This window comes from Mucilaginibacter pallidiroseus (genome assembly GCF_007846085.1).
Taxonomy (GTDB): Bacteria; Bacteroidota; Bacteroidia; order Sphingobacteriales; family Sphingobacteriaceae; genus Mucilaginibacter; species Mucilaginibacter pallidiroseus.
On sequence record NZ_VOEJ01000001.1, the window covers coordinates 357,679 to 383,440 of the forward strand.

Sequence of the window (25,762 nt, forward strand, 5' to 3'; positions counted from 1 at the left end):
CGATCTTCGCGGCTTGTAAGGGTTCCATCAAGCATCATTCAAACAAATTCTTTAATCTCTGTTCATGACCAATAAGTCGAAAAAGATATTTCTTGTAGCAAGTATCGTTGTTCCGTTCTTGCTTTATTGCTTTTACTATTATGGCATGATGATTAAGAATGCGCCATACAAATTTTCGGAACTGGAGTCGATAAGGTTTGAGTTTGGTTATAACGATAGCTTACTTAACAAATACAATTCGGCCACGGGCGACTACCAATATGTTAACCGCCGCGACTCTGTCATCAAAATGAATTTAAAGCTTAATAATGACGATTTGCTTTACCTGCACCGCAAAGCGGCCGAGTTGGGCTTTTGGGACTTCCCTGCGAACGAATTGAAGAAGGACAGTGTGGAACGCTCGCCTCGTTATTTAATTCAATTTAACTATAAGCGTAAAAGCAAAACCGTTATTTACGATGCCGCTTACCAAGGCAACGAAAAGTTAGTGGATGCCAATCAACGACTGATTAAAGAGATACAAAAGATATTGACAATCGCCGAAGAACATAAACGGGCAAATAAATAGCCAGGGCATTGCTTTATAAAAAACTAATCCATATATTTGCACCTCAAATTTTAAAACAAATAATTAATCAACAATGTACGCAATAGTAAGTATAGCCGGGCAACAGTTTAAAGTTGCAAAAGACCAGCAGATCTTTGTACACCGCTTGCAAGGAGATGAAGGCGCTAATATTGAATTTGACAACGTGTTGTTAGCAGAAAACGAAGGCAGCTTTAAATTAGGTTCTGACTTAAAAGGCGCAAAAGTATCAGCTAAGATCGTGTCTCATTTAAAAGGCGATAAAGTGATCGTTTTCAAAAAGAAACGTAGAAAAGGTTACAAAAAGAAAAACGGTCACCGTCAGCAATTTACCAAGATCGAGATCACTGGTATCACTTTATAATTAAAATTAGAAACTCCGGGGTTTTAATCCCATAAAAAATTATAGCATGGCACATAAAAAAGGGGCCGGTAGTTCACGAAACGGCCGCGAATCACATAGCAAACGTTTAGGTATCAAGATATTTGGTGGTCAGCCTGCAATTGCCGGTAACATCATCGTTCGTCAACGTGGTACCCAACATAACCCAGGCCTTAACGTAGGTTTAGGTAAAGACCATACCTTATTTGCTTTGGCAGATGGTAACGTGGTTTTCAAAAAGAAAGCAGACAACCGTTCATACGTATCTGTTATCCCTTTTGAAACTGCACCGGTTGCTGAAGATGCTGCACCTGCGGTAGTAGCTGAAGAAGCTCCTAAAGCAAAAAAAGCACCTAAAGCGCAAAAAGAAGAAACTACTGAAGTTGCTGAGTAATCATTAGCATTTAGTTTAAATACAAAAACGCCCCTGTCATTTTGATAGGGGCGTTTTTTGTTTGGTTTGGATTTTAAATTTTTTGATCGGGAGGTGTTTCGACAGGCTCAATATGACACCAGCTAATTGCGTCATGCCGATGCACATATAGGCATTTCATCAGATCGGGAAGATGGGATGCTGAAACAAGTTCAGCATGACCGGGGTCCGTGTATTAGTACTTGTCGAATACCTCACTATCTATGTCCTTGCGAGGAGCGCAGCGACGTAGCAATCTCGTCGCGTTTCATCGTACAGCCATGCACCAGATTGCCACGCTACCGCTCGCAATGACATGCTTATTATTGACGTCGGCTGGTATAAGACTTAAATCACCACTACTCGTAAATCACTTTTTTCATATACCAGGCGTCAGCATCTATAACCGGCATTGTTTTACTTGTTACGGTAACGCCCTTTGAGGTTGCTGCAATGTGCTGTACACCAGCATCGGTTGTTACATCAAGGGGGAGATCCATATCGATGTTTTGAAGCCTGATGAAATACTTATCTGCCGATCTTTGTTTGACGCTTACTTCGAGCTTGTTAGTGGTGCGTAAAAACAAGTCGAATAATGGCTTCATTGATTTACCATAGGCTTTGCTAAAATACCGTTCAACCTCATCGGTAACGTTTTGATGATCGTATGTAAATTGTGGATCGGTAGCCAAGCCTTTTAATGTTTTGAAGAAAAGCGTATCGCCCATTACATAATGAAGAGTATGCATAAAGTAACCGCCTTTACTGTAGATATCGCCATTATATGCTGACGCTTCATCAATATCTTTCCCTAAAATAATTGGCTGCTTATGCTGAATACCAAAGGCTGATTTTTTAAAACGATCTATGTAGGCTTGTCTACCTTCCAAGTCCAGGATGGGTAATGCATCCGAATAGGTGTCTATCCCCTCATGAATCCAATAGTCGGCCCAATCACGGGCAGTAACTTTGTTACCCCACCATTCGTGGCCAAACTCATGGAACATTAGCCAGTCAAAATCCTGCCCGCCAACTTTGGTGTACCTAAACTTGTTGCCATACGCATTAAGTGTTTGGTGTTCCATCCCAAGGTGTGGTGTTTCCACCAAACCTAATTTCTCTTTAGCCCAAGGATATTCGCCAAAATACTTTTCTTTTGATTGCGCCGCTTTGATAGCCATGTCAACCAGGTGTTGCCCTTTGTCGACATGTTCCCTTAACACATAAAACTGCACCGGCACATTACGCCCTACTACAGACTTATATGAACTGCTTACCACCTTGTAGTCGCCAACATTAAACAGGATACTGTAATTATTAATAGAATATTTGGTTTGCCAGTGGTACGTAGCTTTAGCGCCTTTTTTGGTAACGCCTTTTAAAAGGCCCGGCCCCGCAACAACCAAATCTTTAGGTACAGTTATAATGAGGTCGGCACCTTCGTTTGGCTCGTCAGACGGGTGATCTTTACTTGGGAAATAGATCTTGCCGCCGGTCTGTTCGGCTGTGATGGCCAGCCACGGGTGGCCCGTCGAATCGCTTGTCCAGGTGAAGCCATCATCCCATGGCGGTCTTTTAGCTATGCGCGGGCTGCCACCGTAAAACACTTTGATACTTGCTTTACCGGCGGGTAAGGTTTTAGCCAGACTGATATTGATCAACCCGTTTTTGTGATCGAAGTTTTCCTTTTTGCCATTTAGGGTAACCGCGCTCACCTTCATAGAATCAAGCAGGTCGAGTAGCAATATTTTGGTTGGCTTCTCCATAATTACATCAATAACGGTGGAGCCATCAATAGCTTTTTTATCGAAGTCGACATTAAGCGTGAGAGTATAATGCCGCACATCCATGATGGCTTGCTCTGGCTTTAGCTTACCGCCTGAAGTTTGCGCTTTAGTAGAAAATATAAAGGCGCTTAAACCTAATGTTAAAGCGCCTATTTGCAATAGTTTTAGCATATGCTAATATACTTGTTGCTCCTGATAGATAAAAATTAGTTATGGACATTAATGCACCATATGTTTTAGTTGCTAAACACTATGGGGACTGAAAATTGTTTCCTTATAGGCATTTTGCTACCACTTTTGACTATAAAGCCTGGAATCCACTTTGGGCTATTTTTTATAACTTTTAAAACTGCAACGTCATATTCGGCGGAGAAAGGCTTAACTATCCTTGCATGAGAAACACTGCCATTTTTTTCGATAACAAAACTTACAATAACCTTTCCAGGCGATTTTTTACCTTCAGGCCAACCCAAGTTTTGTTCGATATATTGATTGAAAGCGCCTATGCCTCCCGGAAATTTAGGGTATATCTCTGTATCATCAAAGTAAACTTTAGGCTTTTGTTTAATTTGATGTTGCGCTTTTAACCCAAAAGACAAAAGTATAAATACTGCGAGGCAAATTCTATTTCGCATAGAGTTATATATCCTAATATTCCCGCACAAGCAAGCCATCGGCAAAATCGCGCAGGTATTGCTTGTTATTTTCAGGCAGGTTTATCTTCTCAAGCGCTTCGAAAGCCTTATCGGCGTAGACTTGCATTTCGGTTTCTGCATAGCTACGCACATTCACGTTATTATAAATTTGCGTAACAGCTGTCACTTTTTCGGCATTGTTAAAGTTTTTAGACGCAAGAAATTGGCTTAGGTCGTCAGCCTGACTGCCTTTGACTAATTCAAGTGCCTTTATGAGCAAATAAGTTTTCTTGTTAGATATAATATCACCGCCAACCTGTTTGCCAAATACCAGCGGGTTGCCGTAAACATCAAGTATATCGTCTTGTAATTGAAAAGCTATTCCAAGATTTTCGCCAAATGTGCTCAGCAGATCAGCATCCTGTTGCTCAGCATTGCCAATCAGTGCGCCTATCTTAAGCGCACCACCTAACACTACTGCCGTTTTTAGGCGTATCATGTTGATGTATTCAGGTATGCTTATGTTTTCACTGGTTTCAAATGTCATGTCCAGCTGCTGGCCCTCGCAAACACCAACGGCGGTATCGTTAAAGATATCAAGCACCTGGCGTAAAATATCGTTACGCACTTGCATCATTAATTTATAACCTTCTATCAGCATTACATCGCCCGATAGTATGGCCACGTTTTGGTTCCACTTCTCGTGCACCGTAACTTTGCCACGGCGGATTGGGGCATTATCCATAATATCGTCATGCATCAGCGTAAAATTATGGAACACCTCTATAGCAAGCGCTGGCGGCAGGGCCGACTCTACATCCCCGCCAAATAAGTCGCAGGCCATTAAAAGCAGGGCGGGGCGCATACGTTTGCCACCCAATGATAATATATAGGATATCGGCTCATAAAGTTCGGCCGGGTAAGCCGGGTATTCTAAGCGCTCAACAGCATTAGCAATTAGTATCTGCAGATCTTCAAGTTTCCTCATTTGTTGCGTTTGGATGGGCAAATTTAATAATCCCCTGCAAAGCAAAGGGCGGGCTGGTGAAAATACGGTGCGCAATACACCTTGGGTTAATATTAATCGTTTTGTACTAATGAAAAGTCAATCTGCTTTTTAGTAAGGTCCACATTTTTGACGCGGATTTGTACTTCGTCGCCAAGCTGATAAATCTTCTTTTTACGCTGACCGATTATGGCGTAATTCTTTTCGTCTAAAGTATAAAAGTCGTCGGTAATATCGCGCAGGCGTATCATGCCCTCGCATTTATTATCGATGATCTCTACGTACATGCCCCATTCTGTAACGCCCGAAATAATGCCCGTAAAGATATTGCCAACCTGATCCTTAAGATACTCGGCCTGTTTGTATTTAACCGATGCACGTTCGGCATCAGCAGCCTTTTTTTCCATCGCCGAGCTGTGCTTACATAGCTCCTCGTAATGATCAGCATTTGCGCTTTGTCCGCCATTTAAATAGTGGAACAACAGGCGATGCACCATTACGTCGGGGTAACGTCGAATAGGCGAGGTGAAGTGCGTGTAATGGTCAAACGCCAGACCGTAGTGGCTGGATGTTTTGGTCGTGTAAATAGCTTTAGCCATTGACCTGATCGCCAGGTGAGTAAGCACATTTTGCTCTTTCTTGCCTTCAACATCTTCCATCAGGTAGTTGAGTGATTTGGCAATTTCCTTGTCCGACTTGGTATTAATCTTATAACCAAACCTTGCCGCAAATTGTGCGAAGTTGGCCAATGCATCAGGCTTAGGCGAATCATGTGCGCGGTAAACAAAAGTATATTTGTGCTTTCCTTTACCCATTTTGCTTACAAACTCGGCTACCTTGCGATTGGCCAGCAACATAAAGTCTTCAATGAGTTTATGGGCATCCTTGCGTTCTTTAACGTAAACGCCAATTGGCTTGCCCGTTTCATCAAGCTTAAATTTAACCTCGGTAGTTTCGAAGCTAATTGCGCCGGCTTTAAACTTACGTTCGCGTAATTTATATGCAAGAGCATTAAGCTGCAATATTTCCTCAGTGTAGTCGCCTTGTTGGGTTTCTATAACATCCTGCACTTCCTCGTAAGTAAAGCGTCTGTCGGAATGGATTACCGTTTTGCCAAACCATTCGTTAATAATATTTGCCTTTTCGTCGAGCTCAAAAACAGCAGCAAAGCAAAGCTTATCTTCTTTAGGGCGAAGCGAACAAAGGCCATTTGATAATCTTTCAGGCAGCATGGGTATAACCCTGTCTACAAGGTAAACAGAGGTGCCACGCTCATAAGCTTCCCTGTCAAGGGCAGAGTCTGGTATGATGTAGTGCGCCACATCAGCAATATGTACGCCTACTTCGTAATTGCCGTTATCAAGTTTCTTATATGATATTGCATCATCAAAATCCTTTGCATCGTAAGGGTCGATAGTCATAGTAAGCGTATCGCGGAAATCACGGCGTTTGGCAATCTCTTCTGCTGATATCTCGGCCGGAATTTCTTCCGATTCGCGCTCAACTTCAGCAGGGAAGGATAGCGGGAAACCATATTCGGCAAGTATGGCGTTCATTTCCGTATCATTTTCACCTTGCTGACCAAGCACATGTTTAACCCTGCCAACGGGATTTTTTGCACCTGCAGGCCAGTCGGTAATTTCGGCAACAGCTTTTATCCCGTTCTTTGCGCCATTAAGATCGGCCAGCGGAATAAAGATATCGTGCATCATCTTGCGATCATCCGGTATGAAGAACGCATAATGTTCGGACAGTTTAACCAAACCTGTAAACTCCATTTTATTGCGCTGCAGTATCTCAACCACTTCGCCCTCCTGGCGTTTACCCTTGCTCTTGGCATAAACGTATACCTTTACACGGTCGCCATTAAGTGCATTACGCAATTTGCGGGGTGCTACGTATATATCATTTTCAGCCGGGTCGTCGGTAACGATAAAGGCCGAACCATCATTAGTGAGGTCAACTTTGCCTTCAACAAAAGTTTTAAGTTCGAGTAGTTGGAATTTTCCGGGTGTAACTTCCTTCATCACACCCTTAAATGCTTCGTCTTTAAGTATATCGAGGATAACCCCACGCGCATCCGGGTCGCGAACGTTTAGTTTTGATGAAATTTGTTTATAGTTGAGCGGCGTATTGCCGTTTTGTTCAAATATGTCCAGCACCATCTGCGTAAGCACCTGGTTTATGGATGAGTTATGTTTTTTCTTTTTAGACATTTATAGGTATTTGCGCTAAGATACGGAAAGTAGCTGTAGCTTTTGAAAATGGAACAATTGTATAACAATAGAGATAGGGAAATGTTGGTAATGTAATATTAGAGAATTACGGATAGTGACTTAGTAAGTTAATGCCTATAGTCATCCCACAATCGTTATAAACTCTTCATTTATCAGTTCTTCGCCACGGTAGCGTCTTATCAATTGCGCTGTGGCTATCACATCCTTTTGGCAGTATTCGCATATGCGGGGCAGATCATCTTCCACCCAATAAACGTGACCTACCTGGCTGCCGTCGATATCGTCTTTGGGCGTTGGGATATTGAAAATGGCAGTTAACAAACTAAGAGAAGTATAATTTTTAAAGTCGCCAAATTTCCAAAGTTCCATCGTGTCAAGATGAGGTATTTCCCAGGGCTTTTTACCCGTAATCTGCAGGTGCGGCGGAAACTGTACGCCATTGATGAGCATGCGGCGGCATATGTAAGGGAAATCAAACTCTTTGCCGTTATGTGCGCATAGAATAATGCTTAAAGGCTGACTGGTGAGCATCCGGCTAAAATCTTCAAGCAACTCTTTTTCCTCATGCCCGGCAAATGATTTTACACGTAACCCGGCACGTTTCCCATTTAGAAATATGCCCACAGATATGCAGACGATCTTACCGAACTCGGCCCATATACCTGCCCGTTCATAAAATTCGTCGGCCGGTGTCTCGCCACGCATATTGCGCGTCTTGTGCAACCAAAGTTCCTGCAAAAGCTCCGGCACATCAGCGTGGGTAGGGTATTGGGGTACGGTTTCAATATCGAGCACCATTAGGTTACCCAAATCATATTGTTCAAGCATGGCAGGATGTTAGTTCAACTAAAATAGCTATTTATTTTTATCGAGCACCTCAAAATTGATGTGCAACGTGTTACCCGCAGCATCAACGAGCGTTAGCTTATGCTTGCCAGGGCTTGGGTTTAAGTCAATTTGATGAAAGCTAGTTGTGGTGCCTGCAAACTTATCATCAAGGTGCCAGTAAATTTTTGTGCCCGTTAACCGGTGTGCCGCGTTGCATATCAGGCGGCCACGCCTGCCATCAGCTTCCAGCGGTACATATACTTTGGCGCCATCCTTTGGGTAAATCAGTTCCATTGGCGCAGCCTCAATATTGTCGCAACCCGGCATAAATGGTGGCAGTACGCGATATTGATAATCACGGGCCTTGTAATAGTACTCCATAGATGGCGGCAATACAAACCAGCTTTTGTTTAACATATCGGCAGGTGACATGCAATTGCTTGTTACCTGGTATCTGCCTGCCTTGTCAAGATTTACCAGCTTATGCCAAGGGCAAACCTGGGCTTTTAAGCCGCTTTTAGGTACAAGCTGTTCGGTTGCGTCGTCGCAGTACTGGCCTGCTCTGTAGCCGCTTTCTTTACAAACCTTTATGCGCACCATGTCGCCGGTGGGTACCGCAAACCATTCTCGGGCAGCAGGCAGCAATCTAAAAATATCAAACAAAACAGGCGCTGCTGTATTGATGCCGGTTAAGCCGGGGCGGCCCTCGCCATCGGTATTACCTACCCAAACACCAACCACATATTTGGGCGTAAGTCCAATGGCCCATCCATCCCTGAAGCCAAAACTTGTACCTGTCTTCCAGGCTATACGCTGGGTAGAACTAAATTGCTGCCAAAGCATTTCCTCGCCGGGGCGCATTACTTCTTCCATGGCCTGCAATGTGTAATAAAGGGAACCAGCATTTAGCAAGCCATTTTTATCATTAGGTTTTTGCGACGAAGGTCGCTTAATATAAATCGGAGAATGATAGTCCGCATTCGTGTATCTACTGCTGATGTTATAATGATTAAGCACACGCGCCATGCCTGCGTATGCGCCTGTAAGTTCCCACAAGGTATTTTCGCCACCACCCAATATCAGCGCAAGTCCGTAATGGTCTGCAGGTTTGTTAAGGGTGGTAATGCCAATTTTACGCAGCTTGTCGTAAAAGCGTTCGTATTTATATTGCTGTAGCATTTTTACAGCCGGGATATTCAACGAGCGGGATAAAGCATTTGATGCAGGTACCGCTCCATCATAACCAAGGTCAAAGTTTTCAGGGTGGTATCCTGCAATTTGGGTTGGCACATCGGGGATGAGGCTGTTTGGTAATATCAAACCATCATGCAGCATGGATGCATACAGCAACGGCTTCAAGGTACTGCCGGGGCTTCGCGGGGCAGCTATTACATCTACATCGCTTTCCATTTCAGGGTCGTCGCGGTGATTAATGTTGCCTACGTAAGCCAATGCAGCGCCCGTCTCAACGTCCAGCACAACTGCAGCAATATTGTTAATATCATTGGCTTTCAATACCCGATGGTGCTTTTCCAAAATATCTGCAACCTGTTGTTGCAGGCTTGTTTTAATTGTGGTGGTGATTCTTGTATTACCTTCGGGTTTGCGTTTATAATCAGCCTTGAAGCGCTGTAGCAAATGGGTGGTAAGCTGTGGTAGTGCAACAGGTTTTTCGGGCATGGGTTCAAACTTTGCCAGGGCCGCCGTGGTACTGTCTATGGTACCCTGCTTATATAGCACATCAAGCAAACGGTTACGTTTGCGCAACATTACTTTTCTGTTTTTACCGGGATGAACAAGCGACGGGGAATTTGGTAACACTGCCAGGGCCGCCATTTCGCCCCATGAAAGTTTATCGGCCCTACGGCCAAAATACCGCCATGCAGCGGCGTCTAAACCGACAACGTTGCTGCCGAATGGTGCATTACCCGCATATAATGATAAAATATTTTGTTTGCTATAGCCCATTTCCAGCCGCATAGCCATAAACACCTCAACTATTTTGTTCCAAAAGGTGCGCTTGTGATGTGTAGCCAGCCTTACCACCTGCATGGTAATGGTACTGCCACCGCTGGTTGCTTTTTTTGCGCTCACATTGAGCTTTACGGCGCGTGCGAAAGCCAGTGGATCAAACCCCGGGTGATAGTTAAAGCGCTTATCCTCAAAAGCTATAATACAAGCACTAAATTTTGAGGGTACGTGAGCGTCAACGGGGAAGCGCCACTGCCCGTCGGCAGCTATTGACGCGCCAAGCAATTGACCGGCATCGTCGTCAATAACGTATGATGTAGGACTGTTAAATAATGGCCTGGGTAAGCAAAATATAAACCATGCGCCAAACAAAATTAAAAACAAACCGATTATAGTTACTTTTGGCTTTCTAAAAAAGCGGTTAAACCGGGTTGTTGAGAACGGCATCAGGTATTGGCATTAATCTATGAAAATAACTAAATTATCCATAATTATACCCGCTTACAACGAGGGCGCCACCATCCACCTGATATTGAATAAAATAAAAAATGTAGAGCTGGCGCACAGTGTCGAAAAAGAAGTGATTATAGTTGACGATTGCTCGTCAGACAATACACGCGAAAGCATTCTACAATATAAAACTGAAAATCCGGGTCTTAATATACAGTACTTTAATCACACACAAAACCAGGGTAAAGGCGCTGCCTTGCACACCGGCATAGCCAAGGCCACCGGCGAATACCTTATTATACAAGATGCCGACCTGGAGTATGACCCTGCCGAATATAATGATTTATTAAAGCCTGTATACAATGGCTCGGCCGATGTGGTATATGGCTCAAGGTTTATGGGTAGCAACCCGCATCGTATACTTTTCTTTTGGCATACCATAGGCAACAGGTGGTTAACGTTTTTGTGCAATATGGTTTCCAATCTTAACTTAACAGATATGGAAACCTGCTATAAGCTATTCAATACCAGCATGGTACAACAGCTTGCCTTAAGTGAAAAACGATTTGGTTTTGAGCCCGAAGTAACCATAAAAATAGCACGAATACCCAGAATAAGAATTTACGAAGTTGGCATATCATACTACGGCCGTACGTACGAGGACGGGAAGAAGATAGGTTGGAAAGATGGTGTGCGGGCCATTTATTGCATCCTCAAATACGGGCTTTTTAAGTAATGAGCGTATTTAAATTTAAGCAATTTGATGTAGACCAAACCGGCTGCGCCATGAAGATAAATACAGATGGCGTATTGTTAGGTGCCTTGGCCGATGCCAATGTCCCTAAAAGTATTTTAGATATAGGCGCAGGCACAGGGGTAATTGCAATGATGCTTGCTCAGCGCTATACAAATGCATTAATTGATGCCGTGGAGATTGATGAGACGGCTTCAAAAACCGCTGAGTGCAACTTTAAAAGTTCAAAGTTTGCCGAAAGGTTACACATGCACCCGCAGAGTTTTGAGGACTATTTCGAAATGAATCCGGATGTAAAATACCATTTGATTGTATCCAATCCGCCATTTTTCCTGAACTCCCTACTTTCGCCGGGGCCTAAAAAAAGCCTTGCCAGGCATACTGACGAAAGTTTTTTTGAAAGGCTACTAAATGCCTGCGCCAACCATTTGGCCGATGGAGGCACTGCTCAATTTATATTGCCTGTAGGAACGGCAGAAATAGTAACATCATATTCAGCTAAATTTGGGTTATGCCTTTATAAACGCATTAATATACGCTCTTTTAGTCATGATGAACCGCATAGGGAGCTGATAATACTTGGTAAAGAACAGAAGAAGTTAATAGTTGAGGACTTTGTAATTTATGAATCTCTGAAAATATATTCGGCAGCTTACCAAAATGCGCTTAAAGATTTTTTCACCATATTTTAAGTAATGACGCGTATAGGATTAATATCGGATACTCATGGCTTTTTAGATGACGCCGTTTTTAAACATTTTGATAAATGTAATGAGATATGGCATGCCGGCGATTTTGGAAATATAGAAATGGCCGACCAGCTTGCTGCCTTTAAGCCACTAAAGGGGGTTTATGGTAATATCGATGGAAAAGATATAAGAGTGGTGTACCCCGAAAACCTGCGCTTTAATTGTGAGGCTGTGGATGTTTGGATGACTCACATAGGCGGTTACCCGGATAGATACAGCCCCCTTGTAAAGCCCGAAATTTATAACAACCCGCCAAAGCTATTTATCACCGGGCATTCGCATATTTTAAAGGTCATATTTGATAAAAAGATAAGCTGCCTGCACATTAATCCGGGTGCTGCGGGCAAGCAGGGTTGGCATAAAGTGCGCACGCTGGTGCGGTTTGCAATAAACGAAGACAAGATACAGGATTTGGAAGTTATAGAGCTGGGAGCGAAAAAAGGTGTTTTATAACCCTCTGGTAGCTTCCATCTCAAAGACCGAATCAACCAACAATTCCCGCGATTTTGAAGCAGCTACCGCCAGTTGGTCGCAACGTTCGTTTTCCGGGTGCCCATTGTGGCCCCGCACCCATACAAACCTTACCTGGTGTAATTTACTTACACTTAGGTAGCGCATCCATAGGTCTTTATTTTTCTTACCTGCAAAGCCTTTAGCAACCCATGCATTAACCCAGCGTTTTTCAATAGCATCTATCACATACTTCGAGTCGGAGTATACAACTACTTGTTGATTAGGCGTTTTAAGCGCTTCAAGTGCAACAATTACTGCAAGTAGTTCCATACGGTTATTGGTTGTTTTACGAAAACCCTGGCTTAGCTCTTTATAGTGCTGGCCCGAGCGCAATATAACCCCATAGCCACCCGGACCCGGGTTGCCGCTTGATGCACCGTCTGTGTATACTTCAATCATAACGCTTTAATGTTCCTGGCCAGATGGCCTTAACAGCTGCAAACATAAAACTAATCTCCAACAAAAAATCAAATGCATTGCAAGTGCTTCATTAGCAGTGTGTAGCTTAAAAAAGTAAAAAAACTTTGCAAATAGTGAGTAAAGTTCTATTTTTGCAGTCCAAACACGGTAGGTATAGCTCAGTTGGTTAGAGCATCGGTTTGTGGTACCGAGGGTCGTCGGTTCGAGCCCGATTACTTACCCACTAAAGGAGATAGTCATATTTTGATTGTCTCCTTTTTTATTTATAATTAAATAGTCGAATAAGTTGTTGGGCACACCGGCTGATTTAAATTATAAATTTAATTTTTAAATTTGATCGGTCTTACTCTAGGGTATCTAATTAATCCGCGCTCTGCAACAACAAGATATAGCCGCCACAAGCCCCTGGAACCACCAATTAATTGGATCTTAGTGCCTATGCTTCAATCAACTAATCAATTGTTTCAAAACATATTTAATCAGCTTCCTGAGCCCTGCCTTGTACTAAGCCCTAATGCGCCCGATTTTTCAATTGTAGCGGCAAACGAGGCGTATATAGCAGCTACCGGTTTTTCTTTAGAACGCCTTACCAATCGGAGTCTTTGGATACTATTTACCGAAAATACGGCAAGTGCTAATATACGCGATGTGTTTGAGCAAGGCCTTAATGATGCTTTAATGCATAAGTCCGAAATTAAGCTGCCTGTTTTTAGATATGATTTGGCTGCTACTGATACGGATAGAGCAAAACCCAGGTGGTGGCAGGTAGATATAAACCCGATAGTAGATATGTTGGGCGAGGTAACGTGTTTGTTATGCACCACCCGCAATATGACTATCCATGTTCAGGATCAGATTGAGATACTTCGAGGTAATGATCTTGAAGCTGCAATGATAGTGAGGCAGCAGGAAAGTGATGAATACATACAGCGAATGGAGGGGCAGTTAAACGATGCGAACCAGAATACGGAAGCGGCTGTGGCTTTGCGCACAAAGGAACTTTCGGACAGTGAATATGAGCTTAGTCGCATTATGGCGGTAACACCTGTAGGCTTGTGTATTGTGAAAGGCGCAGATTTCGTTATCACTGAGGTAAACGGCCCAATGCTTGATCTTTGGGGGCGTAAAAGGAGTGCTATAATAGGGCAACCGCTTTTTGATGTTATCAGCGAATTAAAAGAGCAACAACTCCCCGCGATGCTTGAAAAGGTGGTAGCGGATAAACAGATGACATTTGTGCCCGCGCAGCCTGTACTGGTTATCAGGCCTGATGGAAAAACCGTTAAAAAGTTTGTTGATTTTAGTTATGACCCACTTTTTGATGTTGCCGGTATTGTTAATGGCGTGCTTATAACTGTTAATGACGTTACCAAACTTATTAATGCCCAGCACGTTCTGCAAAACAGGCAGGAAGAGTTGGAAACAATGAATGAGGAACTTACCGCTGCCAACGAAGAGTTGCAACGGATTAATCAGGATTTTAACACCCGCAACGAAGCCTGAGATAACTTACGGCAACAAATTACGTTATTTATATTTAACCGTCTACTGGTCATAAGCCCACCAGAAACGTTGTATGACCTATGGCAAATAGTGAAGAGCGAATACAATTATTAGAGCATCAAAACCGCGAGTTGCTTGCCGAAAACCTTCGATTGAAAACGTCAGGGAGGCAGGAAAACGATAAGCGCGACATACACGACGCCGCAGTTGAACAATTGCGTCAGTCTAACATTCGTTACCGCACCGTTTTTGAAAATTCCCTATTAGGCAATAAGATAATTTCTCCAGATTTAAAGATACTGCAGGTAAACAGCGCACTTGTAAAAATGCTGGGTTGCAGTTCGAAAGATGATCTTATAGGCCATCATATAATCGATTTTGCACACCCCGATTATAAGGCCGATTGGCAGATTCTGCAGGAAAAGCTTTGGCGTAAAAATCTTCCGTCATTTAAGCTGGAAACTTGTATGGTTGCTAAAAACGGACAGGAGTTTTGGGTAAGCGTAACATCCATCTTGTTTACGGATGACGGAGGACCTTTGGGTTTTACCATTCTTGAAAATATTGATAAGAAAAAGCGATCGGTAAATAACCTTATTCTGCGCGAAAAGTGGTTCAGGGAGATGACTGATATAATGCCTCAACAGGTTTGGGCGGCAGATGACGAAGGAAACTACAGCTTTGTCAATAGCCAGTCGTGCGCGTACTTCGGGCGCACGGAAGATGAACTGCTAACAAACGGTTGGCAAGATATGATCCACCCGGAGGATAAAGACAGCTATTTGCAGGCATGGGGGCAAGCTTTAAAAACAGGCCGGCCGCTAACCTTTGAACTTCGCTTAAAAAATAAGAGCGGATATTACCATTGGTTTTTAAACAGGGCAGTACCTATCCGTGATGGTCAAGCCAACCTATGGTTAGGTACCAATACTGATATTGACTTACAGAAGGCCAAAGAGCGCCAAAAGGATGAATTTCTAAGCATCGCCAGCCATGAATTAAAAACACCGCTTACCAGCCTAAAGCTTTATAGCCAGCTTGCTATTAAAACAAATGATGCCGATAAAAAACAGGATTTTGTAAAACGTTCTGTCAGCCATATCCATCGGCTTGAACGGTTGATTGCAGATTTGCTGGATGTAAGCAAGATTAACGCCGGCAAGATGAGCTATGAGATTGAACGGTTTAAGTTTGATGATATGGTTAGCGAGTTAGCAGCTAACATGCAGTCTACAACGCTTAAGCATCGTATAAAGGTAGAAAGGAATGATCCTGCTAAATTAGAAGGTGATAGGCACAGGTTAGAGCAGGTGCTGAATAACCTATTGTCAAACGCCATAAAATATTCTCCTGAGGCTGATGAAATTGTGCTGGAATCTAAGGTGGTTGATGGTAACGTTATTGTATCTGTGAAAGATTACGGCATTGGCATTAGCAAAGACGATCTTACAAAACTTTTTGAGCGTTACTACCGGGCTGACAATGCCGCTATGAAGTTTGAAGGGCTTGGGCTTGGCTTATATATTTCTGCAGAGATACTAAAGCGCCATAATGGTAGTTTGTGGATTGAAAGTGAGCCGGGCAGCGGATCGACATTCTTTTTCATTTTACCATTGCAAGGCAATTCACTGTTAAAGGAATTTGGAACGGATGGCCAAACCTTTTACGATAGCAACTTCATAAAGATTAACTACGTGGCTGATAGGCAATGGCTGGAAGCAGAATGGATAGGTTACCAAAACCTCGAATCTGTAAAAAAGGGATGTATGATTATGCTGAACCTGTTAATTAAAAACAAATGCAGCCAGGTACTCAACGATAATAGCCAAGTGATGGGCAATTGGTCGGAAGCATCTGACTGGGGGGCTGAATATTGGTTCCCGGCAATGACCGAAGCTGGTTTACGCAAATTTGCCTGGATATATTCTGCAAGTGCTTTTAGTCAAATGTCGGCCAATAAAAGCCTTGAAAACGCGCCGGGCGATTTGCAGACCGTATTTTTTCATAACCGCCAGGATGCTGAGGAATGGTTGAACCGGGCCGATTAGGTAAGGAAAAGAACTTAAGCGCCTTTATTACGCCTGCAACGTTCCGAACAGTATTTAACATCTTCCCAAGCAGCAGCCCACTTTTTGCGCCAGGTGAAAGCGCGGTTGCAAACCGGGCACACCTTTTGGGGAAGGTTTTCTTTTTTAACCCCTTTCATTTTTCCACTCCTTTTTTAGTTGTGCATATTGGGCGTCAGCTTCGGCTTGCTGCCATTTGTCGAAAAATATTTGGGCAGCTGCAGCCTTTTCAGCTTCGCCTGTGCCGCGTTGCAGCTGCTGATAGTCATTATCCTTATCATACTTTTTGCCTCCTTTATAGTTAGCATAACGCCGGGCGCGTGTAAAACCCATTTGCAAATATTTACGTGCCATGTCTGCACCAACAAAGTCATTACTATTAAGGTACTGCTTAAACATGTTGATGATCTGCTCACTGCTTATCTTTGCAATTGCTTCGGTTTTAAATCGCCAGTATTGGCCTATTTCGCTTTTATAGGGTTCGCATATGAGTACGCCCTGTTCGCCTTTACCTACTTTATAGGCCTCAGGGTTTTTACGATAATCTATATCCGGTTTCCAGGCGTATGCAGTTTTCTCAAAATTTAGATAGCTTGGCTTGTCCGGCTTACTAGGCATTTTACAGGTATTATATTGTTAAAATAAAAAATCTTATAAAATGTTTATTGGCTTACAAAAGACGAAAAAAAAAAGACCCGATTATTTAATCGGGTCTTTTTTTAGGGCAACAAATTGCTAGGGCCTTATACCATCGCTTTCGCTATCATAGCCACCATCTTCCTCGGTTGTGTCGTCGTCGATTACTGCATCATCATCAAACGTTTCTTCGTCATCTTCTGCGTCAATGTCATCATCTAAATCTACTGTGTCGCCATCTTCGTCGTCGATTGTGCCAAGGTCATTTTCATCAACTTCAGGGTAATCATCCTGGTTGGCGGCATCTTCACCCGGCTCGTCAATTGCCGTTATTGTGTCCTGATCATTTTCGTATGCATCGCCAAATAACCCTTTTTGTTCATCCTGCGCGTTTACATTTAATGTTTCCATGGTATTGGTTTTAGTTGTTTATCAAGCAACTTTTTTAACCTGCATTTTGTTTCAATTATTTTTCTTAAAAGGAAAAATAATTAATTAATGTAAAATCGTTAAAAAGCGTATCTAATAGTGCAATACGGAATCATTTCGGTGCATAAATTAACTAGCTCGTTTACAATCTCTCTTTTCAGATTATTCTTGTATCGCACATTTCGCTGGCCTGTTTGGCTATATTTAACTTGTTGTATGTCCGGGCGCCATAAAACATCTTCCGCCTTTGGATGCCAAAGCATATTTACATCATGCAATTGTTCGTTGTGTGTCAAGAAGATGATCTCGGTTGCCAATTGATTTTTGGTTTCATCATCTAATACCTCGTTCATCTCTTTAAATAGCGCTCGCCAATCGTCCAGCCATCCCTCATAATAAATAACAGGCGCAAAGCTTACGTTAACTTCATAACCAGCTTCACGGAAAGATTGCATAACAGCAATCCTGTCGCTGATAGGAGTAGTGCGAACGTCTACCAGTTTTGACATTTTATGAGGCATCAAACTAAATCTTATTCTTGTTTTTTTTTGAGGATCATAATTAAGCATTTCGCGGTTCACAAATTTTGTAGCGAAGGTTAGCTTTGCATTTGGCAGGGTAGTGTACAAACCTATGAGGTCCTTAACATTGTCACAAATAGCAGCATCTGCAGAACAATCACCGTTTTCGCCTATTTCGTACACCCAGTACTGCGGGTCTATCGCATCGGGTATTAGTTTCTTTCCTTGTCGCCCGGCATGTCGTTCCAGGTAACCCGCAATTTTTTCAATATTTACAAATGTTGTTATAGGATTAGCAAATCCTTTTCGGCGGGGTACATAACAGTAAGAGCATGACATGGCGCAGCCGTTAGATTGTGATGGTGCAACCCAATGTGAGCTACGCGTGTTGGGCCTTGCGCTTAGAGCTTTTTTTGATCCGAGAATCAGGACATTTTTTTTATTCCATAACCAATCTTCAACAGAGCCCTCGAACCCAAAAAGTTCAGATATTTGGTTGTGAGATGCTACCTCGATTCGCTTGGCGTCCGGGTACCGGGCAAGTATTTCCCGCCCGCGTTTAAATTCCGTTACATTAGGCTCGTGATAAATTTCGTGAATAGAGATGAGTTGATCTATTGTCTTTTCGTGCAGCATTTAATATAGTTCCTTTTAATTAATTAATCGATGTTTCTACAAACTGTGTACACTCCGTCCCGTTGTCGAACGAAAAGCATTTAAGATCTAGCAGAACATATGATAAAAAGTAGGTGGCAAATGCTGTTCCAAATAGTTAAATGACTAATAGATTAAATAAAATCATGGTAAAAATGCTTGTAAAATTATATCAGATTAAGAAAGTATTTAATTAGAACAAAAGTAACCGTAAAAGGTTATTGTATTGATTATACAATCAGTTCATCAAACCACCACGTTAAAACATACGCTTAAAATCTACTTATGAAAAAAGAATCGGGAGAACCTAAATTCAGCACAAAAACCCCGGCTGGTGCCGAGCCTGCGTTTAAAGAACTTTTTGTTGACGGTGTTAAAGACATTTACTGGGCCGAAAACCATTTGGTTAAAAACTTGCCAAAAATGCAGCAAGCTGCTTCCTCAAAAAAATTGGCAGCCGCTATTGAAAGTCATTTGCAAGAGACAAAAACGCACGTAACCCGCCTGGAACAGGTATTTGAATTACTGGGCGAAAAAGTGCAAGCGCAAAAATGTGACGCAATGGAAGGGCTTGCAAAAGAAGGCGAGGCTATAATTGAAAGTACACAAGCCGGCACAACCGCACGCGATTTGGGTATAATAATGGCATCGCAAAAAGTTGAGCATTATGAAATAGCCACCTACGGAGGTTTAACCAAGCTTGCGCAAAACCTTGGTTTAGCAGACGTTGCCGATATACTTAGCCAAACACTTGAAGAAGAAAAAACTGCCGACGATAAACTTGCCGGCCTTGCCGAAACTGAAGTTAACTATCAAGTTGCTTAATACCCAGTAAATTACCATGGAGAAAAAGAAACCATCGCCTAAAATGGGCACCGAAGCAGCTATTGATAAAAAGCTTGCACCCCAGCCCGAAAACGATAAAACCACTCAGTTGGCAGCCCACACAAGAGATGCCGCCGGCGAGAACATGAATACAAATACCGGACTTCCAATAAATGACGACCAAAATTCCCTAAAAGCAGGAGACCGTGGCCCATCGTTACTGGAAGACTTTATTTTGCGTGAGAAAATCACGCACTTTGACCACGAACGAATCCCGGAAAGGGTGGTACATGCCAGAGGATCAGGCGCACATGGGGTTTTTAAAGTATATGAAGATCTTTCGCCCGTTACGAAGGCAAAATTTTTAAACGACACAGCGCGCGAAACACCTGTTTTCGTTCGTTTTTCAACCGTTGCAGGCTCACGCGGATCAACCGATCTGGCGCGCGATGTGCGCGGTTTTGCTGTAAGGTTTTATACGCCCGAAGGTAACTTTGATTTGGTCGGGAACAACATGCCCGTGTTTTTTATACAGGACGCCATAAAGTTTCCTGATTTGATACATGCCGTTAAGCCCGAGCCAGATAACGAAATACCCCAGGCGGCATCAGCACATGATACCTTTTGGGACTTTATATCGCTAACTCCCGAGTCTGCTCATATGATTATGTGGGCCATGAGCGACCGCGCGCTGCCAAGAAGCTACCGTATGATGGAAGGCTTTGGCGTGCATACTTTCCGCTTGATTAACGAGGAAGGTAAAGCAAGCTTTGTAAAATTCCACTGGAAGCCATTATTAGGTGTGCACGCTGTTGCATGGGATGAGGCTCAAAATATATCAGGTAAAGATCCGGATTTTCACAGAAGAGATCTGTGGGATGCCATTGAAAGCGGTGCTTATCCCGAATATGAGTTGGGCATACAGGTAATACCGGAAGAGGACGAATTTAAATACGATTTTGATCTCCTCGATTCAACAAAATTGGTACCCGAAGAACTTGTGCCCGTACAGCGCGTCGGTAAGCTAACCCTTAACCGCAACCCCGACAATTTCTTTGCTGAAACCGAGCAGGTGGCTTTTCACCTTGGGCACGTTGTGCCGGGTATCGACTTTACAAACGACCCATTGTTGCAAGGCAGGCTGTTTTCTTATACCGATACGCAATTGACAAGGTTAGGCGGTCCAAATTTCCAGGAAATTCCAATCAACAGGCCTATTGTACCGGTATATAATAACCAGCGCGACGGTTTTATGAGGCAAACCATCAACCGGGGCAAAACAAGCTATAATCCTAATATGCTTGGCAATAACGATCCGCAACAAGTTCCTGAAGCTGCAGGCGGTTTTGTAAGCTATCGTGAGCGTATTGAAGCCCGCAAGCTCCGTTTACGCAATAAAAGTTTCTTTGATCACTTTACCCAGGCCGCGTTGTTCTTCAACAGTCAGTCGGACCCGGAAAAAAACCATATAGTTGATGCGCTTACTTTTGAGCTGGGCAAAGTAAAAACCGTTGCAATACGTGAGCGTATGCTGGGCTTGCTTGCACAGATTGATAAAGGCCTTGCTACACAGGTAGCTTATGGCTTGGGCTTGCATTTGCCTGCGGCAGATAAATTGCCTGGTAACTTGAATGTGCCTGCCGATGGCGATCCGGCTGAGTATCAGTCCGGGCCAATTAAAACGAATGGCTTGATCAAATCTGACGCTTTAAGCATGGCCAATACTATAAAAGACTCTATCAAAAGCCGCAAAATAGCCATACTTACAGCCGATGGCGCTGATGCCGGGTCTGTAACTAATGTTAAAACTGCATTGGAAAATGAGGGTGCAGTAGTAGAGGTTATAGCACCAAGACAAGGCTTTGTAATTGCTGAAAATGACGAGCAGATAGAGGTTGATCAAAGCTTTTTGACAGCCGCCTCTGTCTTATTCGATGCTGTTTATGTAGCGGGTGGTACTAATGCCGTAGCAACTCTGGAAGCAGAAGCAAATGCAGTGCACTTTTTAAATGAAGCCTTTAAACATTGTAAAGCAATTGCCGCGCATGCCGATGCCGAGCAGGTTTTAGATGCTACTTACTTTAGCAAAAAAATAGAAAATGATGAGGGAGTAATTGTAAGCGGCGACTTAAAGCAGCTATCGGCTGATTTTATCAATGCAATTAAGCAGCACCGTTTTTGGGAAAGAGAAAAACCAAGATTGATACCTGCATAATGGACGCATTAATCACTCAACTTACAAGTGCATCCAGGACCGGGGATCTGGATGCACTTAACCAGCTTATTGCGCAAGGAGCAAATTTGAATGGCAAAGATGAAAAAGGCTTTACGCCGCTAATTATTGCTTGCTATAACAACCAACCAAATGCTGCCGAGCTACTGATAGACGCCGGCGCTGATGTGAACGAGGCAGACTTTGGAGGGAACACCGCTCTAATGGGAGCTTGTTTTAAAGGCTATGCTGATGTAGCCAATCTATTAATAGTAAAGGGAGCAGATCTTGATCAGCAGCATGGTAATGGTGGTACGGCGTTGATGTTTGCTGCAATGTTTGGCCGTAATGAATTGGTTAAAAAGTTGCTTGCAGCAGGTGCAGACACAACGATAGTGGATAGCAGGGGCTTATCAGTTTTTGATTTGGCCGCACAGCAGGGAAACGAAGAAGCGATAGATATTTTGGAGCAGGCACAGAGCTGATGTGGTACTGCTAATTACATTACCAGTACATCCCGGTGGTTCTCTAACAGCCACTCGTGGAACGATTCAAAGCTGCAGAGCCGCTTTACAGAGCATCTTTTATTTTTTATATCCAACAAGGTAACATGTTTACCTTGTTGGATACTTATACCGATGTTAAGAATTATTTCCTGCACCTTATCAAATCGGCCCGCTTCTTTAGCGCTTTTAATATCCTTTGTATGAAATAGCATAACCACCCCTCCTTTAAACTAAAATAACGGATTACAGGAGTTTATGTCGTCAACAGATTGTGATTGAACAAAATGATTGAAGCGGTAGCTTATTCATTGAGATATCACCACAAATTGCTGCGATGGGATAGATAGCAATTAAATTTCACCTTATGTCTGATGAGTTAATGGAATAGTCACCTTAGAATATTGATCACTATGAAAATTTTGAAAAACTTAATCGGCGGCCTGGCCGGCGCTGTTGCGCTAAATGTTTTGCATGAAGCTTTAAAAAGATTTGACCACGAAGCACCCCGGGTTGATTTAATAGGAGAGGAAGCCATCACAAAAGGTTTTGAAGCGATTGATAAGGAGCCACCATCGGGGGATACATTGTATGCTATAACCTTAGCCGGCGATCTTATCAGCAATGCTGTTTATTACAGCCTTATAGGGGTAGGCAAAAGCAGGCATCTTGTGGCCCGGGGGGTAACGTATGGCGCTGTTGCAGGCATAGGTGCACTAAAACTGACAGAGCCGCTTGGCCTTAGCGATGCACCGGTAACACGTACTGTTAAAACCCAAGTACTTACTGTAGGATACTACACATTTGGCGGGCTGGTAACCGCTTTAGTAATCAAAGGTTTAAAAAAGTAACTCCTATTTGTTATGAACAAAGCAAACCAACGCGACGGAGCGCAATTAGCCCCGTGGAAAACAATAGTCAACGATGAGCCGTTTGTATCTGTTACAAGTGCGCCTAAGCAAACAGATGTTATTATAATAGGCGCAGGTATTACAGGTGTCACAGCTGCACTTCGCCTTATCAAAGCGGGCAAAAATGTGTTGCTGATTGACGCGCATAATCCGGGTTTCGGCACTACCGGTGGCACTAGTGCCCACATCAATACTTTTATCGACACTACGTATAAAGAAGCTGAAGACGCCTTTGGTTTAGATGGTGCCAAACTGTTAGCAGATGCTGTTAACGAGGGCTTCGCTGAAATAAAAGCTAATATCGCCGAGTATAACATTGAATGCGACTATGCCGAGCTACCCGGCTACATCTATGCAGAGGATGACGACCAGGTTAAGGAATTAGATAACGTTTATAATGGCACCAGTAGAGTGGGGGTGTCTATTAGGGAAGTTGAAAGCGTTCCAGTAAATGTTCCATATAAACAAGCGCTGATTTTAGATGGGCAAGCGCAGTTTCATCCGCTTAAATACTTAAACGGCTTGTTAAGGGCCTTTAATGATGCAGGTGGGTTTGTGCTTGAAAACACTTTGATAGATGATATCAGCAAAGAAGGTGTCTTGCATAAGTGCATTGCCGGCGATAAATACTTTTATGCTAAAGATGTATTCTACGCTACGCATATTCCTCCAAAAATAACTTCTTTCAGCTTTAGATGTGCTCCTTATCGCAGTTATGTTGTAGCGGTCGAGTTAACCAATGCCCAATATCCCGATGCACTTATTTATGATCTGCAGGAGCCGTACCACTATTTTCGCACGCATGTAATAGATGGGCAGCCGCTGTTACTGGTTGGCGGGAACGATCACAAAACGGGGCATGACGATCCCGATCAGGCATTTGCTGATTTAGAGTTTTACGTCAGGAAATACTATGAGGTTGCAAGCGTAAAGTATAAATGGTCATCCCAGTACTACATACCTGCCGACGGTTTGCCATACATAGGGCAAATGCCCGAAACTGCGGCAAGGGTTTGGTGCGCCACCGGGTATAACGGGAACGGCATGATGCTGGGCAGTATCTCAGCCAAAATTGTAAGCGATTTGATACTTGGGATTGAAAACAGGTACGAAAAACTGTTCAGCCCTTCGCGCATTAAGCCGATAGCAGGCTTTGGCGAGTTTGTTAAGGAAAATGCAGATGTAGCCTATCACTTTGTGGCTGACAGATTTAAGGCCGAAGACATCGACTCCTTTAAAGAAATTGAAGCAGGTAGTGGTAAAATTGTGGAACTTGATGGCGAAAAAATTGCTGCTTACAAAGATGAAGCCGGTTTGATACACGCTTTAAGCCCGGTGTGCACACATGCTGGCTGTTTTGTGAACTGGAACAATAAGGAAAAAAGCTGGGACTGCCCGTGTCACGGTGCACGTTATGACATTGATGGAAACGTATTAACCGGCCCTGCTGACAAGGGTTTGGAGAAGTTTACAACGAACTAAATATAGTATCAGGAGAAAGTGTTTAATCACCTTTCTCCTGATTTTTTACATACTATGCTAGTTCAGACAAAAGCATTTGTCCGCGTTCGGTATGCTCCTTTATGGTGCTTAGCGCCAAATTAGCAAAGTGCTTTATTTGTGCACTGCCTGTAGATGCCTGGTAAGCTGTAACAGCTATATTTAACTTTTGGTGGGTTTTTACCTGCGCTGTCATAAAAGCTTTATCAAAGGCAGCCCCGCTTAATTTTTGAAGGGTAATCATGTCTTCTTTTCCTGCTGCATCCGGCGCAGGCACAGTGCCGGCATCTTTTAATATTTGCCCCATTGCTTCTTGCTCAGCGGCTTCAAATTTTGCAAACATCTTCACCTTAGGATTAGTTGCTTTAGTTAATGCTAATTTGCTGGCTTGTAACGATGTTGCACCTAATGCACCAATTTTGGCCCGATGCTGTGCGTCGGCACCTCCTGTTTGCGCAGTGGCAGTAAGTGGCTGTAACAAGCTACCAAGTACACCTGCACCGGCTCCTGCTAATATAGAGCCCTTTACGGTAGTTGAGAGGAATTTACGTCGTGAATTTGATTCGTTTTTCATGTTTGTAGATATTGGTTGTTTAATTTGTTTAATTGCCAGTTTCCATGTTGGGCGCGTCAACCGGTTTTGACTCCGGCGATCCTTTTTGCCTCAAGAAGATTGTAAGCACAACGATAGACAAGACGGAGAGAAATTCACTTTGCCAATTTTGAAAAGTTTCGAACCAAAAGCGCGGTTCTGCAGCAAAGCTTATCGCTGTAATTGCGGGGCTTCCTTTAATTAATTGTTCGGCATTATAATCGCGCCAACTGCCATAAAAATGCATGCCCCAACTAAAAAAGAATAATGCGAAAAACGCAATTGATAGCGAGCGGCTGTATAGTGCCAGCCACAAGCCACCTTTTCTTACAGGCCAGGCTGCGTTTGCAGAAACTTTTGGCTCACGGTCTACTTCTTCTTTCTCGGTAAGACTTTTTGACTCTGCTGAACCTTTTTGCCGCAAACCTATGGTAAGCACCACGTAAAGCGCCATCTGCAAAAATTCGCTTTGAAAGTTTTCAAATGTGGCTGATACAAAGTGCCCGGTTGTTAAGTAAGCTGAGAATGATACGTGTTCGGCGTTATCTTCTTGTCTTTCCTGATTATATTCTTTCCAACCTGAAAATGCCTGCGCCATCAATGTAACGACAAATAACAGTACAAAGACAAGTGATAACGAGTTGCGGTAAAAGAAAGATTGCTTTCTCATTTTTACCTGC

The 25,762-nt window shown here is 43.2% G+C and carries 27 protein-coding genes and 1 tRNA gene; 14 read left to right on the forward strand and 14 right to left on the reverse strand.

Annotation, left to right across the window (positions count from 1 at the left end; all coding sequences use genetic code 11):
* Positions 1–145 precede the first annotated feature (145 nt).
* The 3 genes from FPZ43_RS01565 (at position 146) to rpmA (ending at position 1,362) form a co-directional block, all read left to right on the forward strand.
* Positions 146–568, forward strand: a complete 423-nt coding sequence (locus FPZ43_RS01565; protein WP_261380960.1) for a hypothetical protein — start codon at positions 146–148, stop codon at positions 566–568.
* 73 nt (positions 569–641) lie between these two features.
* The gene (gene rplU, locus FPZ43_RS01570; RefSeq protein WP_095704407.1) at positions 642–950 is read left to right on the forward strand and encodes a 50S ribosomal protein L21; all 309 of its coding nucleotides are present in this window, start codon (positions 642–644) and stop codon (positions 948–950) included.
* A 46-nt stretch (positions 951–996) separates the two neighbouring features.
* The gene (gene rpmA / locus FPZ43_RS01575; protein WP_146380088.1) at positions 997–1,362 is read left to right on the forward strand and encodes a 50S ribosomal protein L27; all 366 of its coding nucleotides are present in this window, start codon (positions 997–999) and stop codon (positions 1,360–1,362) included.
* A 377-nt stretch (positions 1,363–1,739) separates the two neighbouring features.
* Here the strand turns inward: rpmA and FPZ43_RS01580 are convergent, their stop codons facing one another.
* From FPZ43_RS01580 to pbpC, 6 genes are all read right to left on the reverse strand, one after another.
* Positions 1,740–3,338 carry a M1 family metallopeptidase gene (locus FPZ43_RS01580; protein ID WP_146380089.1) on the reverse strand — a complete coding sequence of 533 codons (1,599 nt, stop codon included), beginning with the start codon at positions 3,336–3,338 and terminating at the stop codon, positions 1,740–1,742.
* A gap of 65 nt (positions 3,339–3,403) precedes the next feature.
* Positions 3,404–3,802 (reverse strand): energy transducer TonB, encoded by a 399-nt coding sequence (locus tag FPZ43_RS01585; RefSeq protein ID WP_186461735.1) that lies wholly within the window; start codon positions 3,800–3,802, stop codon positions 3,404–3,406.
* Between the two features lie 13 nt (positions 3,803–3,815).
* The gene (locus FPZ43_RS01590; RefSeq protein WP_146380091.1) at positions 3,816–4,790 is read right to left on the reverse strand and encodes a polyprenyl synthetase family protein; all 975 of its coding nucleotides are present in this window, start codon (positions 4,788–4,790) and stop codon (positions 3,816–3,818) included.
* A gap of 92 nt (positions 4,791–4,882) precedes the next feature.
* Positions 4,883–7,024, reverse strand: a complete 2,142-nt coding sequence (gene rnr / locus FPZ43_RS01595; RefSeq protein WP_146380092.1) for a ribonuclease R — start codon at positions 7,022–7,024, stop codon at positions 4,883–4,885.
* Positions 7,025–7,165: 141 nt separating this feature from the next.
* Positions 7,166–7,873: a 3'-5' exonuclease gene (locus tag FPZ43_RS01600; RefSeq protein WP_146380093.1), complete on the reverse strand. Its 708-nt coding sequence runs from the start codon at positions 7,871–7,873 to the stop codon at positions 7,166–7,168.
* Positions 7,874–7,900: 27 nt separating this feature from the next.
* Entirely contained in the window at positions 7,901–10,291 is a 2,391-nt protein-coding gene (pbpC, locus tag FPZ43_RS01605; RefSeq protein WP_146380094.1) for a penicillin-binding protein 1C, read from the reverse strand.
* Positions 10,292–10,310: 19 nt separating this feature from the next.
* Here pbpC and FPZ43_RS01610 point away from each other — a divergent pair, with 19 nt between their 5' ends.
* The 3 genes from FPZ43_RS01610 to FPZ43_RS01620 are packed head-to-tail and all read left to right on the forward strand — an operon-like array spanning position 10,311 to position 12,250.
* Positions 10,311–11,030 (forward strand): glycosyltransferase family 2 protein, encoded by a 720-nt coding sequence (locus tag FPZ43_RS01610; RefSeq protein ID WP_146380095.1) that lies wholly within the window; start codon positions 10,311–10,313, stop codon positions 11,028–11,030.
* A complete protein-coding gene (locus FPZ43_RS01615; RefSeq protein ID WP_146380096.1) occupies positions 11,030–11,740 on the forward strand; it encodes a tRNA1(Val) (adenine(37)-N6)-methyltransferase in 711 nt (236 codons plus the stop codon). The genes FPZ43_RS01610 and FPZ43_RS01615 overlap by 1 nt, the downstream gene beginning before the upstream one ends.
* A gap of 3 nt (positions 11,741–11,743) precedes the next feature.
* Positions 11,744–12,250 (forward strand): metallophosphoesterase family protein, encoded by a 507-nt coding sequence (locus tag FPZ43_RS01620; protein WP_146380097.1) that lies wholly within the window; start codon positions 11,744–11,746, stop codon positions 12,248–12,250.
* Here the strand turns inward: FPZ43_RS01620 and rnhA are convergent.
* A complete protein-coding gene (rnhA, locus tag FPZ43_RS01625; RefSeq protein ID WP_146380098.1) occupies positions 12,245–12,709 on the reverse strand; it encodes a ribonuclease HI in 465 nt (154 codons plus the stop codon). The genes FPZ43_RS01620 and rnhA overlap by 6 nt on opposite strands.
* A gap of 168 nt (positions 12,710–12,877) precedes the next feature.
* Here rnhA and FPZ43_RS01630 point away from each other — a divergent pair.
* The 3 genes from FPZ43_RS01630 to FPZ43_RS01640 all read left to right on the forward strand — a co-directional run bounded on the left by FPZ43_RS01630 (position 12,878) and on the right by FPZ43_RS01640 (position 16,281).
* Positions 12,878–12,951, forward strand: a tRNA-His gene (locus FPZ43_RS01630).
* A 217-nt stretch (positions 12,952–13,168) separates the two neighbouring features.
* A complete protein-coding gene (locus tag FPZ43_RS01635; protein ID WP_146380099.1) occupies positions 13,169–14,233 on the forward strand; it encodes a PAS domain-containing protein in 1,065 nt (354 codons plus the stop codon).
* An 80-nt stretch (positions 14,234–14,313) separates the two neighbouring features.
* Positions 14,314–16,281: a PAS domain-containing sensor histidine kinase gene (locus FPZ43_RS01640; protein ID WP_146380100.1), complete on the forward strand. Its 1,968-nt coding sequence runs from the start codon at positions 14,314–14,316 to the stop codon at positions 16,279–16,281.
* Between the two features lie 14 nt (positions 16,282–16,295).
* Here the strand turns inward: FPZ43_RS01640 and FPZ43_RS01645 are convergent, their stop codons facing one another.
* The 4 genes from FPZ43_RS01645 to FPZ43_RS01660 form a co-directional block, all read right to left on the reverse strand.
* Complete coding sequence (locus FPZ43_RS01645) at positions 16,296–16,439, reverse strand: DUF2256 domain-containing protein (RefSeq protein ID WP_146380101.1); 144 nt, start codon at positions 16,437–16,439, stop codon at positions 16,296–16,298.
* Positions 16,426–16,917: a DUF4385 domain-containing protein gene (locus tag FPZ43_RS01650; RefSeq protein WP_146380102.1), complete on the reverse strand. Its 492-nt coding sequence runs from the start codon at positions 16,915–16,917 to the stop codon at positions 16,426–16,428. Before FPZ43_RS01650 ends, FPZ43_RS01645 begins: the two co-directional genes overlap by 14 nt.
* 117 nt (positions 16,918–17,034) lie before the next feature.
* The gene (locus FPZ43_RS01655; RefSeq protein ID WP_146380103.1) at positions 17,035–17,346 is read right to left on the reverse strand and encodes a hypothetical protein; all 312 of its coding nucleotides are present in this window, start codon (positions 17,344–17,346) and stop codon (positions 17,035–17,037) included.
* 98 nt (positions 17,347–17,444) lie between these two features.
* Positions 17,445–18,521, reverse strand: a complete 1,077-nt coding sequence (locus FPZ43_RS01660) for a spore photoproduct lyase family protein (RefSeq protein WP_146380104.1) — start codon at positions 18,519–18,521, stop codon at positions 17,445–17,447.
* Between the two features lie 303 nt (positions 18,522–18,824).
* Between FPZ43_RS01660 and FPZ43_RS01665 the strand changes: the two genes are divergently transcribed.
* From FPZ43_RS01665 to FPZ43_RS01675, 3 genes are read left to right on the forward strand one after another with little or no spacing between them, the layout of a single operon-like run.
* Positions 18,825–19,364, forward strand: coding sequence for a YciE/YciF ferroxidase family protein (locus FPZ43_RS01665; RefSeq protein WP_146380105.1), 540 nt, complete (start codon positions 18,825–18,827; stop codon positions 19,362–19,364).
* Positions 19,365–19,380: 16 nt separating this feature from the next.
* Complete coding sequence (locus tag FPZ43_RS01670; RefSeq protein ID WP_146380106.1) at positions 19,381–21,579, forward strand: catalase; 2,199 nt, start codon at positions 19,381–19,383, stop codon at positions 21,577–21,579.
* Entirely contained in the window at positions 21,579–22,061 is a 483-nt protein-coding gene (locus FPZ43_RS01675) for an ankyrin repeat domain-containing protein (protein WP_146380107.1), read from the forward strand. The genes FPZ43_RS01670 and FPZ43_RS01675 overlap by 1 nt, the downstream gene beginning before the upstream one ends.
* Before the next feature lie 14 nt (positions 22,062–22,075).
* Here the strand turns inward: FPZ43_RS01675 and FPZ43_RS01680 are convergent, their stop codons facing one another.
* Positions 22,076–22,294, reverse strand: coding sequence for a hypothetical protein (locus FPZ43_RS01680; RefSeq protein WP_146380108.1), 219 nt, complete (start codon positions 22,292–22,294; stop codon positions 22,076–22,078).
* A gap of 198 nt (positions 22,295–22,492) precedes the next feature.
* Between FPZ43_RS01680 and FPZ43_RS01685 the strand changes: the two genes are divergently transcribed.
* Entirely contained in the window at positions 22,493–22,930 is a 438-nt protein-coding gene (locus tag FPZ43_RS01685) for a hypothetical protein (RefSeq protein WP_146380109.1), read from the forward strand.
* A 12-nt stretch (positions 22,931–22,942) separates the two neighbouring features.
* Positions 22,943–24,472: an FAD-dependent oxidoreductase gene (locus tag FPZ43_RS01690; protein WP_146380110.1), complete on the forward strand. Its 1,530-nt coding sequence runs from the start codon at positions 22,943–22,945 to the stop codon at positions 24,470–24,472.
* Positions 24,473–24,524: 52 nt separating this feature from the next.
* On the opposite strand, the gene FPZ43_RS01695 is transcribed toward FPZ43_RS01690, so the two are convergent.
* Both FPZ43_RS01695 and FPZ43_RS01700 read right to left on the reverse strand, forming a co-directional pair.
* Complete coding sequence (locus tag FPZ43_RS01695; protein WP_146380111.1) at positions 24,525–25,064, reverse strand: DUF4142 domain-containing protein; 540 nt, start codon at positions 25,062–25,064, stop codon at positions 24,525–24,527.
* A gap of 28 nt (positions 25,065–25,092) precedes the next feature.
* Positions 25,093–25,752: a DUF6766 family protein gene (locus FPZ43_RS01700; protein WP_146380112.1), complete on the reverse strand. Its 660-nt coding sequence runs from the start codon at positions 25,750–25,752 to the stop codon at positions 25,093–25,095.
* Positions 25,753–25,762: the final 10 nt, after the last annotated feature.